The following is a 15,756-nucleotide window of genomic DNA, read 5'->3' as shown; positions in this document are numbered from 1 at the left end:
GTCTCATTTAAATTACCAAACAATTAATAAAAATAAAATTAGCTAATTAACAATTAAGATATAATATTTATTACGATTTAAATTAGATTGAATCATACCAAGCATATTTAATTTGAATTATTATACACATCAATTAAATTTACATATGAAATAACTTAAGCATTAACATAAAGTAATATTAAAAAACAAAAAAGGAGCCTATCAGCTCCCATTTTGTTTCATCTCAATTAATAATGCATTGAAAATATCACTTTATACCAGTAGTTACGGTAAAACTCTTGGTTTCTCCCGCAGCCAGCATAATTAAGCTATTATTGCGCTTTGCCACTAAAAAACCTTCTGGTCGGCAGGTAGCAGGTAAAACAAAAGCAGCGACTTTTTGATCTCCATTATACAGCAGCCAACGCGTCGCATAATTCAGTTCCGCTGAATTAAAACGCGTCATAAACTCAGTACCATCAGGTGCTTGCATGATAAATTCAGGTTGCTCAGTATATTGCGCCAACGCATCCATAAAGAACACAATTTCAGGATCGCATAACGCCGCTTGATCCAATACATCCAGCTTAACGGCACCGGTTTTAATCGCCTGATTAAAGGCTAACCACTGCTCAGTCGGTTGAACATGACCCGGGATTGATTCGCGTAAACTAATAGCTTCAGACGGAATATTTTGGCGTAATTGAGCATTATCAATATAGGCATAATTCATATGGCACATATATTGTAACGGCATCGCCACCGACGCCAAATTAGTCACCGACATTTTTATATCAAATAAAGCACTATTAGCCTGTAACGTAACCGATGGAGAGGCACAATAATGGTGCCCAAAACCCATCACATATTCATATTCACCATGAATAGCAATACTGTCTTTATCCAATACTAACCATGCCGAGTTCATCTCCGCGCAAGGCATTTCACCGTGCAATGGATGGGTATCTTCAGGAGATGGGCAACCATTACTAATTAAGCCAGAATGAAATGCAAAACAGCCATAGGTTTCCACCACAGTTTTCACTGCTTTTGGCTCAGCAAACATATTTTCCATTTTAAGATTTTTGCCACAAAATTCAGCATCCCAAATCATCTGGCCTAAAAAAGGTAAAATTGTCAGATAGCCTTTATTATTTTCAATTCTTAAGCCTTCAACACCTGAAGAATATTTAAAGGCAGTGACTTTAAAATCATCGTTATATAGAACAGAGGTAGGATTTTCAGTAAAAACCGTTTTATGTAGAGCGATTATAGTTTTCATTTTATATGTCCATCAAGAGTAAGGTAAGTTCATACTGCTGACTAAGTTTTTGACGGGGAGTGATGTTTTCTCCCCGTACTTTTATTCATTAATAGCTAGATTAATCACTTTAGCGAACTATTTTATTGCAGGAACAACCGCGTCAATCGGATTAGCCACTTTATATTTATGTTCACCAAAGAAATAGAATCCAACATAAATAAAGCACGCCATAGTGACTAAGAACGATAATTGTAACGAGTGCAATGCGTCAGCAACATAACCTTGAATTGCAGGAATAACCGCAGCCCCGACAATCGCCATCACAATAACCGCTCCCGCCATTTCAGTATGTTCATTATCCACAGTATCTAATGTGCCGGCATAAATCGTTGCCCAGCAAGGACCAAACAAAATACTGACAGCAACCGCGGCATATACCGCCGTGAAACTAGGAGTAAAGGCAACATAAGCCAATACAGCCGCACCAATGACCGAATACATCATTAACACTTTATTAGGATTAAAACGGGTCATCAGAATATTGGCCACAAATTTACCAATAAAGAAACACCCAAAGCTATACACCATAAAGTTTGATGCATCACGTTCGTTAATATCGCCCATTTCTAATGCCAAGCGAATAGTAAATGACCATACAGAAACTTGCATACCAACATATAAGAACTGAGCAATAATACCTTTTTTGAAACGGCTATTTTTAGCCAAATATTTTAAGGTTTCAGACGCAGAAGGACCTTTATGATGGGTAGTTTCTGCCACTTTACATTTAGGGAATTTAGTTAATAAGAACAGCGCCATTACCACGATTAAAACAAAAATCATATAACGATACGGTTCTAGAGTATTTTCCAGCATCATCAGACGGAAATTATGAATTTGTTCCGCAGACATCCCCGCCATTTGATTTTGTAAACTTTCACCTTCAGAGAAAACCAAATATTTTCCTAATAAAATACCGCCCGCGGCACCAAGAGGATAAAACGTTTGACTGACATTAAGGCGCAATATTGCATATTGTTTAGGGCCAATCATGGAACTGTAGGTATTAGCGGCGGTTTCTAAGAAACTCAACCCAATGGCAATTGAAAATATCGCCGCTAAAAACATGGTGTAGGTCGCCATGTGTGATGCAGGGAAAAACAGAGAACAACCCGCAATATACAATATTAATCCAATTAAAATTGCCGTTTTATAACTGCTCTTTTTAATTACTAACGAAGCAGGAATGGCAATTAAAAAATAACCGCCATAAAACGCACTCTGGACTAATGCAGAAGCGAAGTTGCTGAGTTCAAAAACACTTTTAAACTGTGTGATTAAAATATCATTAAGTGCCGCAGCGCAGCCCCACAGCGGAAATAAACACGAGAGTAGGATAAATTGAAACAGAGGTGTTCTACTCAAATAACCGTCAGGTAATTGAGTGATATTTTTAATGTTCATAGCAAACCTTATATTTATAATTTATTACCCTATCTATTTATATTCGAGAATATATATGGGAGCAGATTTATTTATTATGGGTACAGGCACCCATCCCGAATTATTTCGGGATATTGCTGCCATTCTTCTGCTTACCTAAATATTAGGGTATAGGGTTATTAACTATTTTAACTATTTTAACTATTTTAACTATTGAGCTGAACAAACTCGGTAAATTGCTCAATACTTGGATATGAAGATTGTGTTCCTTTGCCTGTCACACTTAATGCGGCAAATAGTGACGCTTTTTTCAAAGCCTCTTCGATATCACCAGTATGGACATAATAATGTGAGAAACAGCCAATAAAGGCATCACCTGCACCACTGGTATCAATCGCATTTACTTTGATAGCCGGAACATGAACTTCACTGTCTTTGGTCATCCACAACACCCCTTTTTCCCCCAGAGTGACGATGACGTTTTTCAATCCTTTATCCAACAAAGATTGGGATGCTCGACGAACATCATCAATTGAATTAACCGGCATATTGGTCAGAATTTCTAACTCAGTTTCGTTAGGCACAAAGAAATCACAACGACAAGCGTACTCTAAATCTAACGAACGTTGAGCTGGTGCCGGATTCAATAAAACAGGGATCTTGTTTTTATTACCAAAAGCAATGGCGTGATAAACTGTTTCTAATTGAACTTCAAGTTGCAACACGATCAGTTTACATTTTTTGAGATCTTCAGCCGCACGATCAATATCTTCCGGAGACAGGAATTTATTGGCCCCTTTGATGATCAAAATACTGTTGGCCGAGTTTTGATTAACAAAAATCGGGGCGACACCACTTGAAGTACAAGGAACTTTCTCAACATATCGAGTATTAATGCCATAAGATTCCAAATTACGAATGGTATTATCAGCAAAAATATCATCGCCAACTTTGGTCAGCATAATAACTTTTGAATTCAATTTTGCCGCAGCAACCGCCTGATTCGCCCCTTTACCACCGCAACCAATTTTAAATGACGGCGCTTCTAAGGTTTCGCCCTCTTTTGGCATCTGATTGGTATAAGTGATCAGATCAACCATGTTTGAACCTATAACTGCTATATCCATTTTATCCCTCGTGTTAAATAAATCACATAATGATATAATAATAACATTATCATGTTGCAAAAATATCATTTGTGATTAGGATCTCGAATACCGAATGTTGAAGTGTTATATACGACACATTTTTACATTCCTAATTAACTTATCTATCCCCGACAATAATTCGAAGGGCAGGAAGACGGAAATCAAGCCATTTACATCGACTTACGCTGCAATAGCCAAACAGGTAATTGATTAAGTGACTGAACGAAGCCAGCTATCTCAGTAAAAAGACTGCAACTTGAAGTATGACGGGTTATCTCACTTGTTTATAGGACGGTTTAACATGCAAGATTTAGCGAAATATATTGACCATACTCTTTTAGCTGCCGATACCACGCCCGCGCAAATAAAAACCCTGTGCGCTGAAGCGGCGCAATATCACTTTGCCTCTGTTTGTGTCAATACCTGTTATGTACCCTTGGCAAGCGAATGTTTAATCAACAGTGACGTCAATGTTTGTTGTGTTGTTGGCTTCCCTCTGGGAGCTTGCCTGACAGAAGTTAAAGCCTTTGAAGCAGCTGAAGCTATTCGTCGTGGTGCCAATGAAGTTGATATGGTTATCAATATCGGCATGCTAAAAGCTGGAGAATTAGACTTCGTTAAGCAAGATATCGCTGCCGTATCTACCGCTTGTGGTGATACTACGCTGAAAGTTATTTTAGAAACTTGCTTACTGACTGACGAAGAAATTGTTCAAGTTTGTGAAATTTGCCGCACAATTAATGTCGATTTTGTGAAAACTTCAACAGGATTCAGTACAATGGGCGCAACAGAACAGCATGTTGCTTTAATGCGTAGCATTGTCGGTGACAAAATCGGGGTTAAAGCTTCTGGTGGAGTACGTGATCGCGAAACAGCCATAAAAATGGTTAAAGCAGGTGCTAACCGGATCGGTGCAAGTGCCAGCATATCTATCGTTTCCGGAGAAAATACCGCCCAGAGTGACTACTAAACAACCGGGCGCGGCTCGTCCGCGCCCCCTTAAAAAGGATGACTCGGTGATAGAAACAAAACAAAAAGAACGCCTTCGCCGCTTAAGTGAATGTTTAAAACGTTCGGGCAGAATTCATTTAAAAGAAGCCGCACGAATTTTAGAAGTCTCTGAAATGACCATTCGTCGCGATTTAAATGCGGAAACTGAAGGCCCTATCCCCATGTCATTACTTGGCGGATATATTGTTTCTGTTGCTCAACCACCTATCCCCCCCGCTGATGGACAACCAATAACTCATGTTTTTACCCCCGATAAAACCGCGCAATTACATATTCCCAATTTAGCCGCCGGCATGGTACGTGAAGGTGATGTGATCTTTTTTGACAATGGTCTGGAGATGGCAACGCTGATCGCCCTGATCCCCGATGAAATAAATTTCACAGGAATTTGTTACTCACATAACGTATTTTTAGCCCTCAGACAGAAGAAAAATGCCACTACCTTACTGTGTGGCGGTGAATATCGACCTAAAAGTGATTCTTTTTACAGTCCTACCCAACCCAGCTTACTCGACTCGATCAATCCTAAAAAAGCTTTTATTTCCGCCTCCGGCATTCATACCAGCTATGGGGTAACCTGCTATAATTTGGATGATTTACCGATGAAAAACAAAGCCATGGAAAAATCGATCAGGAAGATCCTGCTAGCGCAATATAATCAATTCGATGAAGTTGCCACCGCGAATATGGGCGATCTCGCACAATTTGATGTCGTGATAACCAATCGTAAATTGAGCGATGAATATGAAGAATATTGCCGGAACGGTTTCGTAAAAATCATTTATTGAAAACTTGATCATTCGACTCTTTTTTATAAGCGGTATTGATCACTTATCACGCTAATATCGATAGATTAAAACAATAAATCTATTTATTGCTTAAATAGCCATTACTTAAATAGCTATCGCTTAAATAGCCATTGCTTAAATATAAAACTATTAGATATCTCTCGCTTAGATATCAATAGTTAAAAAATCTTCGGCTATTTCCGTGGCGGGGAAAATAGCCTGACACTCCACCAGCAGTCGGCCAATATCCTCAGGTCCATAACGCCCGCTAATATGGGTCGCGATAAAACGTTTAACCCCAGCATCTCGAGCTAACTCAGCCGCCTGCCGCGTCGATGAATGCCCATTATGATTGGCTTTTTCTTCCATCGCTGTTTCTAACGTCGTTTCATGGATCATGACATCAGCGTCTGCCGCTAAATGTATCGCCTCGCCTGTGGGCTGCGTATCACCAAAAATAGCCAAGATTTTCCCCGCTTGCGATGCGCCTAAATAATCTCGCCCATCAATGGTACGCCCATCGGTTAACGTGACACTTTTACCTTGCTTTAATGCCTGCATCCACGGCCCTCTGGGAATATTTTCCGCAGCTAATTTTTGTGCATCTAATGGACCAGGCTTATCATGTTGTTGGATCCGATAACCGAAACATTCAACACGATGAGTTAAAGGGTAAGCGCTAACTATCAAATCACCATCATCGAAAAGTTGTCCCGCCTCAATTTCAATAATTTCTAACGGGTAAGTCATATAGGATGCACTTAGCGCTAATACCGTTTCAAGATAGTTTTTTAATCCTTTCGGGCCATACACAATCAAAGGATCGGTAGACCCCCCCATCGAGCGGCTACACAACAGCCCCGGTAATCCAAAAATATGATCACCATGCAGATGAGTAATAAAAATCTTCTCAATTTTTGGGGTTTTTATCGGTGTATCAAGAATGCGATGCTGGGTGGCTTCCCCACAATCAAACATCCAGTAGGCTTTACGGATCCCGGCTAAATTTAATACCATGCTAGTCACATTGCGCCGTTTAGTTGGCACGCCGGCACTCGTTCCCAAAAAAGTCAGTTGCATTGATTTTCCTACCTTAATATTCTATGTTACTACTCACTAGGCTGTTTAATCGTTTCCCAATCTAACGAAAAACGTGCCAAATACTTACGCAATCGAGCTGCGCTAACTCATCGGAAAAATCGCCAACCTAGTGTTAGCCCGAAACTATATATAATCAATTTTAGTCTCAAGAAATGCATGTGATAAGGCTTCACAAAAAATCTTATCTTCTACTGTAGACCCCATTTCGTGACCTCTTCTATTTCATCATTAAGACTATCCGCCGCCACTGTCATGCTTTGTTTGATTGCTTTGTTTGATTGCTTCTTTAGGTTTGTTTTTGGTATCTAGAATTTCATATGTAGCAAGAGGTGCAGTGATTATATTTTTATTAATTCATTCTTATTATCAGTTAATGATTTATAGCCACCACTACAACAATCTGGGAGCGAAGAGATAAACTTAAAATGACAGGGGCTGGAGCTAAACGTTCTAATATTCAGGCATACCTATTTATATTAAATCAGAGCGATAACAACAGGATTATCGCTCTAGCGTGAATTAAAACGCATTCGGTTTATAACGTAGCGAACCGACAATCCGATCCCAAATTTCGACCATCTGAGCTTCACTGTAGCGGGTTTGTTTATATTGACTATCAATTTCAAGCTTTATAATAGGTTTGATTTTACTTGCAATTTTTTCATTTCCGATGAGAAAAAAATCATAAACGTGTAAGTTTTTTTTGTTATATGCCTGAATACCGTTAGAAAACAAAGCTTCAATGGGTATTCCATTGATCTCTAATGCTTCTTTTTTAAATATTTTCATGTGAAAATTTTTTATTTCGTCATTCACAGCAGTGCTACGCTTAAATAATGAGTCACCATTAGCAATAAAAGTATTATATGTATTTACATCGAACTGAAAATCATCGTTTTTATAACTAAATCCCACAACAACTTTGTGATATTCACCATTGTCAGCAATAAAGCCGTTTGGAATGCACACCCCTTTAGTCGTTGGAACTTCATGATCTGATCGACCACTTAATCGCGAAATTAATGAGCGCATTGCCGCTAATTTAGTGGGTTTATTGTTCATTTCCACTTCTGTAAATCCAGCATCAACATATGTTTTTTTTCTTTCCGAATATTTAGGAGAAGATAGATCAAGTATTTCGGCTGTAATAATAAAAGCGATATGATTTATATATACATGCGCTTCCAATATTCGACCTAAATCATCTTGCCCCGAAATATTTCTATCAAAGATCACGCCTTGATTATCGGGAAGCTGAATTATTTCCTTTAATACAGGCGCATTTTTTTGACTCGACTTTTGGTTTCTGAGTGCCTGCTCTCGTAATTCAACACGTTGCTTGAATGCAGGCGGGTAAATAAATTGACTTTCGATATCAAAATCATCGTAGGTTGCTTTATGCGTTCCATTATTAAATGACTCAGGGACTTCCACCACATAAATTCCCACACATTGCGGCTTAGTTTTAGAAAATAGAGATTCAACCATAACGGTATCCTTTTTAACCATGGGAGTGGCATACAAAGTAGGAATAAAAAACATCATGCCTAAAGAAAACCATTTTGAGCGCAGCGAAGCTTTCATCAACATGCTGGCACCTCTTGTACCATTTTAGCGATTGCTCGAAGGGTAAATTTTAACGCAGGACGTTGATGAATATCCTCGAGGTTTTTGACTTCATACGCGCCTTGATGGTCAACATCCGTTGCTAACACACTTTTAATCGACTGCCCATTCTGACGCTGTATGGTTTTAAAGGACTCAACAGGAACCGTACCATCCCCCGCAGAATTTGAATATTTTAACTGATAAAGACGGGAGCGGTTAAACGGTAAAGGCACTTCACGGTAGTTATTGGGGATTTTTTTATCGCTATCATGCGTATCTTTAGGGTACGTGATTGACGTAATATGCCATTTCACGGAGCCATCGGAAGGTTTCTTGTGCCCATAAAACACATAGGTATTGGGATGATAACCGGCTTCATTCAAAGACGAAATAAAACGTCTTACAGGTTTATCCATTAAGTTAAAATAAGCCACCCAATTGTCCCGACTCACCGACTCCTCTTTATCGATAATGTCGGACTCATAAAGTCGCCACCATAAGGTTTTGTTAAGATAAATCTCCCCAAACGGATCGCCTTTTTTAGGTAAAACTAAATCACTGCCATCGGCATTCCCTTTTTCAATACTAAACCATGCCATACCATGGGTATTACTGATGTAGTTTGAGCCAGGTAATAACTGTAAAGGTGCGGGCGCACGCGCTAACACAGACATCAGCTCTTTCGCCGAGTTACCCATCACCGCTCCCGCAAAACCTTCTTGTTTTGCACCGACTTTCATTCGCCGATAGGCTGCGGGCGATCCTAAATCGGGGATTACACCATGAACTACCCCTAAGACTTTATCCTGACACCCGTTAAATTCTGCATCTTCGGGTGGATTCATCGCATATCGAGCCACCAGTCCCCCCATCGAGTGGGTCACTAAAATCACTTTTTCAACGGCAAGTCCATGACCATGTTTTTTTTCACTTCCATAGTCTCGAAGAACTTTATCAATATATTTAGCCAGCTTAGCGGCAGAGACCGCATTGTCTTCCAACCAGTTATAGCCAAACACATGCAAGGGATAGAGAAAATTCAAAAAATGACTGGCTTCTTTTTCGGTTAGACAATTTTCATTTTTATCTTCGGTGCCTAATAATTTATTGCATAACTGACGAACAATACCGTTCTCTTTCGGATTGTCGCTGATGCCCGCTTTACCATCAGCACGTCGTTTGGCGGCTTTTTGCCAATCATCTAACAAAGCGCCTTGAAGTACGCTCAATGTATTCCCATAGCTAAAATTAAGAATTTCCCCCCAACCCCGTTCTTTTCTCGGTTGAAGTAAGGTTCCATAATCCCCTTGGCCATCATCCGTAATTAACGAATAAACTTTTGAATTAATTTTCCCTTGATTATCGATAGTTGTTGTTTTAGGGTTCAATAGTTCTTGCCGTGTCGGACCTTTTAAGTCAGCCCAAGCTACATAGACTCCTAGACTACTATCACCTCGCCAAATCGGTTCCCCTTCTTTTATCTGACCACCTGACGATTTCAAATTACTCCCCATCACCCCAGGTAAAAAAATAACTGGAATAATTTTGGTTGGTGGCACAACGCATTTAGCTTCAGCATTGAAGGATTGATGTTGAAGTCCAAGCCCTTTCCAATGGCATTTTCCTTTTTCATCCCATTGAGGGTGGTGATAGGAAACGTATTGGCATTCGTCGGCTTCTGGAAGATCTTTCTCTGACATGACGCTCATCCTATTGATTTACCCGTAAGGTAAATACAATAGCGCAGTTTGGCTTAAGGTGCTGCTTATCAGTTATCATTTTTCGATGTCGATAAGTCCCTTTATATTAAATCTGAGCGATAACAATAGGATTTTCATTTGTTTCACTATTTTTAGTTTTGATTGTCGAGGATGAAGTAAGCAGCGGATTTTTAATATGTCATTATCCCTCTGAGCACGCTTGAGTTGAACTTCTAATTCTTGTATGCGCTGTTGCTCCGGGGGTAACTCTTTTGATTTTACAGGCGTATTCCCATTTAACTCAGTAAGATATTGTTGCCACAATAACAAAAAGCCTAAATTTAGGTTATGCTTGAGATTAAATATAAAATTAATAACAATGTCTTTTACTTTCGACTGAAGCATTAAACCTTAGAAGGAATAAAAGTGTGTAAATTAAAGCGTGTTGCCTTCCTAATGGTTTTAGCCATTACTTCTACTGGTTGCTCTACAAAGGGGAATGAACTGTGTATTTTCGGTATAGAAAGTCGGTATGAAAATTACACTAACTATGACAATCCTATTTACCAAGATGCAAAAGGAAAAGAGTTATCGCGTCAAGCCAGAAATAAACTATTAAAACAAGCAGATGAGTACGCTAAGGGTTTTATTAATGAAGATTATGATATTGCCGAAACCTTATGCTCTAAGCTTGGTACACATGATATTATTTTTGAAACTATGCACGTTAAGAGTGAGGTCACCAGTGAAATTGGGGGGAGATTTCTTACTGTACCAATCGATTATACTGGCTCGCAGTCAGCAGTGCTTCAGCTAATTAAGGACAGAGACAAACCATTTTCTTCTAGGATAAAAGGAGACTTTACTTCAGATGGAGATGGAGATGGAGATGGAGATGGAGATGGAGATGGAAATGGAAATGGAAATGATAAGATTGTAGAAGGCCCATGTCTCAATAATTTATGTAATAAAAATGACCTCATGAAGTATTGCGAAAGCAAACAGCGTACTCTGTTGAAGGATGAAAAATACATCAATGAATTAAAGACTTCTTACATACGCGAAAGTGACGTTGTTATTACTTTTCTAACAAAAGAAAAAAAGATATATAAATGCAAACAAATTAAGTTATTGGGACCATAAAATAAACTGAGTAAATGGCATTTTAGATTAATACCGTAAGAGGGTAATTAAATGTTTATCAATAATTAACTCATTCATTAATAAAATTCAATCCTGAAATGGATTCAGAAAAATCTTGATTCCATTTCAGGATTGAACAAAAGGCTTGCTCCGCGTTAGAAAACGTCCTGTAGCCTAGTCTCTGAAAGGATAAACAGGCAAATTGTGTACCGGAACACGAAATTCCGGCTCTGCCTCCGAATCACGCTGCGGTATCGAAAGATTACAGTGCGTACCTGATAAGAGCACCAATCAACGGACTAGAGATTTCTTGGATTGCGAAGTGTCGAAAGAAGCCCAACCTAACCAGATGTACAAGACTTAGCTAATAGAACAAGCTAAGAAACCATGACCCAATAACTAATCATGGAGAAAGGCAAAGACAAGATGATGTCGTCGCTTCGCTCCATTTTGATTAGTACCACATTGGGACATATAGGAGTTATTTGCGTTTTAAAATGATTGAGTTTTCAGATCTTTTAATTACATCGTACCCGCGTAATTTATTTAAAACACCAACACCTCCTGCAGCAACAGCTATTGTTATGGCACTATAAGTAGTAGATGCCCCTAAGATTCCAACAGCTGCACCTGATGCTCCTAGCCCAGCAACACCAGAAATTGGAGCTACAGCCCCACCAGTTCCAGCAGTAGCCAAAATAGCAGCCACACCAATAGCTCCTATAGCAACAGCCCATGCTACACGTCCTGTAGCTTTTATTCTTAAAGTTTTACTAGCTAAACTTCCTTCAATAAAGATCGTATCTTCATTTTTTTTAATGCTTCCGCTAACTCTTTCTCTGTTGTTATTTCCATTATATTATCTCAACACCTTGTTACTTATGTTATTTTTTAGAAAAAACAACATAAAAGATTACCCCAACAAGCATCACCAAACCTAACGGAGGAAAGGCAACCCCTAGAGCAACGACTGCCAATACCATAACTAATCCAATAAGATCTCCAATCAGATTAGCTAATGAACTGATAATTATAGGTCCTACTACAAATAAAATAATAACAACAACAATAACACCAATAACTTATCGCTACATTAATGCCCTTATTTGTTAACTTTACAAAAAAATATCCCCATTTGACTCTATCAATTTCTGATTCAACTAATCCCTTTTATGTTAAACGCTACAGGTCGTTCATGTGGCGTTTTATCGAACCTTCATTTTCATCCTGCCATTCTTTAATCCGCTCTTCTTCCTCTCGCTCTTTACGCCACTTATCAAGGTCTTCTTGCCTAAACTTTCTTTTCCTTGAAACGATTTGATTCAATCTTTTCCATTTTCGCATTTCTGTTTCTGGTTTCGTTTTCATTCAATTGCCATCGACTAATAAACGAACAGGTTATTCTTGCTTTTGATTATCAAAGAGTAAATCACAATATCAAACGACATTACCCGATTTATCCACCGCAAATGTGGACTATTTTAAGACTTACAGGAAGAATTTCACCTGAAATAAAAATTTGTTAAAAACGCACTCAAACGCTACCAGAATCGTTCTAAACTTTCAGCATGGATTTAGGTATTTGATAGGGTGATCGTGTCTTAAAATCGTTTTGAGGGGCTTTTATGTGGATGAACGGGCGGTTTTAGTAAACTAACTCGCCCGTTTAACATAATGGGTCTTATAAGAAACGAAAACAGATTTAACCAAACTGACACTTAAATAAAACTACGCTATTCTATTTACCTTAAGGATTAGTTAAAAGGATTAGCGTCATGTCAGAAAAAGACACTCCAGAAGCCGGTGAATGCCAACATGTTTCGTATCACATCCCTAAATGGACAGAAGATGGAAAATGCCATTGGGATGATGTTCAACTTCAACCTAAGTCCTTCAATGCCGAAGCAAAGTGTATTTTGCCGCCCAGAAAAATTATCCCCGTTATTTTTATCCCTGGGATAATGGGAACGAATTTAATGTCAAAAGGAGATGATAAAAAAGAAATGTGGCGAGGGGATGCAGGGTATGAAATTTTTCTAAAATGGGCTGAAAGAACAGGGCATGAAAGAAAAAATATATTAAACCCTGAATCAACAAGAGTTGATAATAGAGGTTTAGTAGATAAAGAAATATATACGCCTTTTTCTGATGATGGATATCTATTTTCTAAACGTCACGATAGAGGTTGGGGAGAAGCTCTTAATTATAGTTATGGGCGTTTCCTGAGTGTTTTTCAGGCTGCATTAATTAATGACTGGCAGAGTAATATCCTTAACTTCGAACTTATAAGTAAAGGTAATATTAATCTACCATATGTCAGTATTCTAAATGAATTTGTCGATAAACCATTAGGAACGAAAGAAAAAGAGAATGAGCAAACATTAACCCAAAAAGAACTCGACCATTTCAATCGCTTTTTATTTCCATTGCATGTTTTTGGCTATAATTGGCTTGCTGATAATGCTGAATCCGCATCTAAACTTGTGGAGTATATCGATAAAGTAATTAATTTATACAGTTGTTATGGATATGGTTTAGCGGTAGAGAAAGTCATTTTAGTAACTCATTCCATGGGGGGGTTAGTGGCTCGATATGCGATGAATCCAACCCTAGAATCAACGTTTGAGGGATGCCAGAATAAAGTATTAGGTGTTGTTCATGGTGTTATTCCTGATTTAGGGTCTCCTGCAGCGTATAGGCGGATGGGAACAGGGGCAAGTGAAGAAGGCTATACTGCAGGGCGAATTTTAGGGTGGTCCGCTAAAGAATTAATGCCAGTTTTAGCTCAATCTCCAGCTCCTTTACAATTGCTTCCTTACCCTTCCTATAAGTCACCATGGTTATCTATTCCAGAGGAAGGTAGTTATCCTCAAACAAAAGACCCTCAAACAGGAAAACCTGATCCGTTTAAGGATATTTATCTTAGAAATGATGTTTGGTGGAAACTTTATAAACCGGATATTTTAGATAAGGAAAACAAGGTAGTAGATAATAATTGGAAAAACTATGTAAAGATGATGGAAATTAAAGTTCGTCAATTTATGTATCACCAAGAAAGTAAATTATATCATCCAAATACTTATGTTTTTTATGGTGATCAAGTTGATTCGGATGGTTCTCTTGAGTGGGTACCAACAAAGTTAACCGTAAGCCCATATGTATTTTCTCAAGGAGAATCTCATTTACCGCCAACAAATCGGCAAAAACGAGAAACAGGTCAGTTGGCTAAAGAGTTTAAATTAAATTCATCAAAGACGGCTGGTGATGGTACGGTGCCTATCGAGTCGTTTTCAACTATCTACTCCCACCCGTCAATCAAAAGTATTTTAGCAACGAATGTTGACCATCAAGACGCTTACAAAGTTGATGATGTTGCTGACATAAAAAAGAGACCGGCAATTCAATTTACGTTAAGAGCAATTATTAAAATGGTTAAGGATGTACCATTAAATGATTAATAAGCATCTTGGTTTACTGATGGGCTTATTTTTATTCTCATTAATTTTTTTAGGCTTGGTCGTTTATGACAAAGAAAGCCGTTTAACTGAAAAGGATTATATTTTGATAGATGCATTATTTGAAAACGTAAAACCTCAATGTGTTGGTCGATTTGTCGTGGATATTCCTATTCCATTTAACAATATGAATGATAATCAAGTGTTTATTGATGATTTTAAAATTGAAAGTAAATTTATCTATCCACCTGCTTTTAAACAACGAATTGAGTTACGAGAGCAAGAACTTCGCAATGGAAAAACCAGTGAAAAAAATGCACCTGTATTAAAAGAGATTATCCAACTACCCGATGGTAAAGGTGTTATTTTCGATAGAAATAATTCAGGGCAAGATGATCTTAGTCGAACTCTTGAGGCTCATGTATATGTTGATCATATAGCCTTTATTATAGCTGTTGATATATTGGACTTATCCAACCCAAAATATTTTAATAGAAAGAAAACGTATGAAAATGCTGGGTTCTCTGAATATGAAATGAATGAGAAACCAACTAAATTAGCAGCTATGCAATCCCTCATATCTCGATTATCAGGACGAAAAAACGAAGAGATTCCCGTCAATAATGGTGTTTGTATTCCTAACGGGTTTATTGCGGATGATGGAAATAAACATAAAGAAATTATTTCATTTACTTATGAAAATGATGATTTTATCTTGGGATTTAGATCCGATAATACGGCTATTGGTTCTGATGATACGTTGTTTAATCGTAGCCCACAAATCAATGAAGCAATGTCATTAGCTAAGAAAAATACTATTAAAAAAGAAAAGTTATCACCAAATGGAATTCCATCCCTAGAATGGCTAATGGTAGGAAAACAAAATAAGCAAGAAGATAATGACATGTTTGAATTTATTTTGTATTCAAATGAAAAGATTGCTGATTCACAGAAACCTTTGCTATACATTGGGTTAAACAATGCAGACAAAAATACACAATACAGCCAATGGCAAATGGTTGAAATTTGGGATCGAATTGTCGGTTCGCTACGTTATAAACCGAATGCGTTTTAATGTTTTTCTGAGCGGTAATGATTGTGTTGTTATCGCTCTTA

Annotated in this window: 13 protein-coding genes; 5 read left to right on the top strand and 8 right to left on the bottom strand. The window is 38.1% G+C overall.

All coding sequences use genetic code 11. The features are described 5' to 3' along the window. Nucleotides 1-247: 247 nt before the first annotated feature. The 3 genes from M992_RS04655 to rbsK all read right to left on the bottom strand — a co-directional run bounded on the left by M992_RS04655 (nucleotide 248) and on the right by rbsK (nucleotide 3,813). Nucleotides 248-1,261: an aldose 1-epimerase family protein gene (locus tag M992_RS04655; RefSeq protein WP_053907522.1), complete on the bottom strand. Its 1,014-nt coding sequence runs from the start codon at nucleotides 1,259-1,261 to the stop codon at nucleotides 248-250. Between the two features lie 117 nt (nucleotides 1,262-1,378). Further along, nucleotides 1,379-2,707, bottom strand: coding sequence for an L-fucose:H+ symporter permease (gene fucP / locus M992_RS04650; protein WP_047257114.1), 1,329 nt, complete (start codon nucleotides 2,705-2,707; stop codon nucleotides 1,379-1,381). A gap of 185 nt (nucleotides 2,708-2,892) precedes the next feature. Beyond that, entirely contained in the window at nucleotides 2,893-3,813 is a 921-nt protein-coding gene (gene rbsK / locus M992_RS04645; RefSeq protein WP_047257113.1) for a ribokinase, read from the bottom strand. 322 nt (nucleotides 3,814-4,135) lie between these two features. On the opposite strand from rbsK, the gene deoC reads away from it, so the two are divergent. Both deoC and deoR read left to right on the top strand, forming a co-directional pair. Beyond that, nucleotides 4,136-4,804, top strand: a complete 669-nt coding sequence (gene deoC, locus M992_RS04640) for a deoxyribose-phosphate aldolase (RefSeq protein WP_053907521.1) — start codon at nucleotides 4,136-4,138, stop codon at nucleotides 4,802-4,804. Nucleotides 4,805-4,853: 49 nt separating this feature from the next. Next, nucleotides 4,854-5,633 (top strand): DNA-binding transcriptional repressor DeoR, encoded by a 780-nt coding sequence (gene deoR / locus M992_RS04635; RefSeq protein ID WP_390892479.1) that lies wholly within the window; start codon nucleotides 4,854-4,856, stop codon nucleotides 5,631-5,633. A gap of 165 nt (nucleotides 5,634-5,798) precedes the next feature. Here the strand turns inward: deoR and rnz are convergent, their stop codons facing one another. The 3 genes from rnz to M992_RS04620 form a co-directional block, all read right to left on the bottom strand. Continuing rightward, nucleotides 5,799-6,713 (bottom strand): ribonuclease Z, encoded by a 915-nt coding sequence (rnz, locus tag M992_RS04630; protein WP_053907520.1) that lies wholly within the window; start codon nucleotides 6,711-6,713, stop codon nucleotides 5,799-5,801. 540 nt (nucleotides 6,714-7,253) lie between these two features. Further along, nucleotides 7,254-8,324 carry a T6SS immunity protein Tli4 family protein gene (locus M992_RS04625; RefSeq protein ID WP_082335390.1) on the bottom strand — a complete coding sequence of 357 codons (1,071 nt, stop codon included), beginning with the start codon at nucleotides 8,322-8,324 and terminating at the stop codon, nucleotides 7,254-7,256. Further along, complete coding sequence (locus M992_RS04620) at nucleotides 8,318-10,042, bottom strand: lipase family alpha/beta hydrolase (protein ID WP_053907519.1); 1,725 nt, start codon at nucleotides 10,040-10,042, stop codon at nucleotides 8,318-8,320. The genes M992_RS04625 and M992_RS04620 overlap by 7 nt, the downstream gene beginning before the upstream one ends. A gap of 426 nt (nucleotides 10,043-10,468) precedes the next feature. On the opposite strand from M992_RS04620, the gene M992_RS04610 reads away from it, so the two are divergent. Continuing rightward, nucleotides 10,469-11,185 (top strand): hypothetical protein, encoded by a 717-nt coding sequence (locus tag M992_RS04610; RefSeq protein ID WP_053907517.1) that lies wholly within the window; start codon nucleotides 10,469-10,471, stop codon nucleotides 11,183-11,185. Nucleotides 11,186-11,666: 481 nt separating this feature from the next. On the opposite strand, the gene M992_RS15325 is transcribed toward M992_RS04610, so the two are convergent. Continuing rightward, complete coding sequence (locus M992_RS15325) at nucleotides 11,667-11,894, bottom strand: hypothetical protein (RefSeq protein WP_211257333.1); 228 nt, start codon at nucleotides 11,892-11,894, stop codon at nucleotides 11,667-11,669. 473 nt (nucleotides 11,895-12,367) lie between these two features. Continuing rightward, on the bottom strand, nucleotides 12,368-12,553 hold the full coding sequence (locus tag M992_RS04600; RefSeq protein ID WP_053907516.1) for a hypothetical protein: 186 nt from the start codon (nucleotides 12,551-12,553) through the stop codon (nucleotides 12,368-12,370). A gap of 407 nt (nucleotides 12,554-12,960) precedes the next feature. Between M992_RS04600 and M992_RS04595 the strand changes: the two genes are divergently transcribed. Further along, on the top strand, nucleotides 12,961-14,643 hold the full coding sequence (locus M992_RS04595; RefSeq protein ID WP_053907515.1) for a lipase family alpha/beta hydrolase: 1,683 nt from the start codon (nucleotides 12,961-12,963) through the stop codon (nucleotides 14,641-14,643). Next, complete coding sequence (locus M992_RS04590) at nucleotides 14,636-15,715, top strand: T6SS immunity protein Tli4 family protein (RefSeq protein WP_053907514.1); 1,080 nt, start codon at nucleotides 14,636-14,638, stop codon at nucleotides 15,713-15,715. The genes M992_RS04595 and M992_RS04590 overlap by 8 nt, the downstream gene beginning before the upstream one ends. Nucleotides 15,716-15,756 lie beyond the last annotated feature (41 nt).

It is taken from the genome of Moellerella wisconsensis ATCC 35017 (genome assembly GCF_001294465.1).
Taxonomy (GTDB): Bacteria; Pseudomonadota; Gammaproteobacteria; order Enterobacterales; family Enterobacteriaceae; genus Moellerella; species Moellerella wisconsensis.
The sequence above is the reverse complement of the archived record's forward strand: the minus strand, read 5'-3'. Positions and strand labels throughout refer to the sequence as shown.